The organism is Bizionia hallyeonensis (genome assembly GCF_042657385.1).
In the GTDB taxonomy this organism is placed as follows: domain Bacteria; phylum Bacteroidota; class Bacteroidia; order Flavobacteriales; family Flavobacteriaceae; genus Algorimicrobium; species Algorimicrobium hallyeonense.
Genome location: NZ_JBHSLA010000023.1, coordinates 1 through 1,175 on the forward strand (window position 1 = coordinate 1; position 1,175 = coordinate 1,175).

Sequence of the window (1,175 nt, forward strand, 5' to 3'; positions counted from 1 at the left end):
ACGTTGGCAACAAGCTGAAAAAAACCGAGAAAACCGAAAATGAACAACGAAAAATGGAATGAAATATGCTTTTTACTATCCGACAATATTCGGACAGATATTAGTGAAAGTGATTTTGAACAAAATGTAGTCCAAGCTTTGAGAGTTTTGGATTGGAAAGAATATTCTGGAGATATTGAAGTTCGTCCTTCTTTTCAAGTCGGAGCTGCAAACAGAATTACGCCTGATTTTGTTATAAAAAATTCCGATAATAGAAAACTGTTCGTGATTGAAATTAAGCAACCAAATATTCCTCTTAATTCAAGATTTCAACAACAATTATTTTCTTATATGCGTCAATTAAAACTTGAATACGGAATTTTAATCGGACAAGGAATTCAAATTTTTTACGATGGAGATTTAGCTAAACAAGAAGACCCAATACTTTTGGAAACAATAAAATTCACAAAAGACAACGAAAAAGGCTTAAAATTTGTCGAACTGTTTGCAAAAGAAAGTTTCAATCAAGAATCACTAAAGTCATTTACATTAAACGGACTTAAAAAAATAAACCGCAGAGAAGAACATAAAAACTTGACAAAAAAAATACTTGCGGAAAGTTACCAAGAAAAAATTTCAGAATTAATAAAGCAAGATTTTTTAAGCGAATATGATGGAGAACTAATTGAGTCAGTTCTGACTGAATTGAAAATTGAGATAAAAAATAAAAACGCTGAAATTACTCAAACGGAATTTCCAAAAAGTCAGTTCAAAGAACAAAGAATAGTTGATTATTCGAATGGTATTTTACCAATCGAATTAAAACCATCATCGGAATCAGATTTTAAACGCAGACTTTTATTAACCAAAACAGCTTATATAACGACTTTTTACAAAAATGGAACTTCTAAACAAAAAGTTTGGAATGCAAACAGATTTAGAGAAAGTTCAGGTGTTTTAGGAAATTTAAGGTCAAGACCAGAATTCAGAAATGGAAAATGGCAAAAACTCGGAATTGAAAAAGTTTTAGTTTCGATTGACAAATAGAAATCGGAAAGAAAAGCCAGTTGCCAACACAGTATATAAGCTATGGCTTGGTCAGTCCACACTTGGAAAATCCTGCGGATTTTCCAAAGCCAGTTTTTATTTGGAGAGGTTCGTGCCGAGACACGCCACAGCTCATATACATAAACGTT

General features: G+C 31.9%; 1 protein-coding gene. It reads left to right on the forward strand.

Going from position 1 to position 1,175, the window contains the following annotated elements; all coding sequences use genetic code 11:
- Positions 1 to 39 precede the first annotated feature (39 nt).
- The gene (locus tag ACFPH8_RS14995; RefSeq protein WP_376862273.1) at positions 40 to 1,026 is read left to right on the forward strand and encodes a type I restriction enzyme HsdR N-terminal domain-containing protein; all 987 of its coding nucleotides are present in this window, start codon (positions 40 to 42) and stop codon (positions 1,024 to 1,026) included.
- Positions 1,027 to 1,175: the final 149 nt, after the last annotated feature.

Excerpts from the sequence above, each read along its gene's own strand:
- ACFPH8_RS14995 (WP_376862273.1), top strand. The coding sequence starts at position 40 with ATGAACAACGAAAAATGGAATGAAATATGCTTTTTACTATCCGACAAT.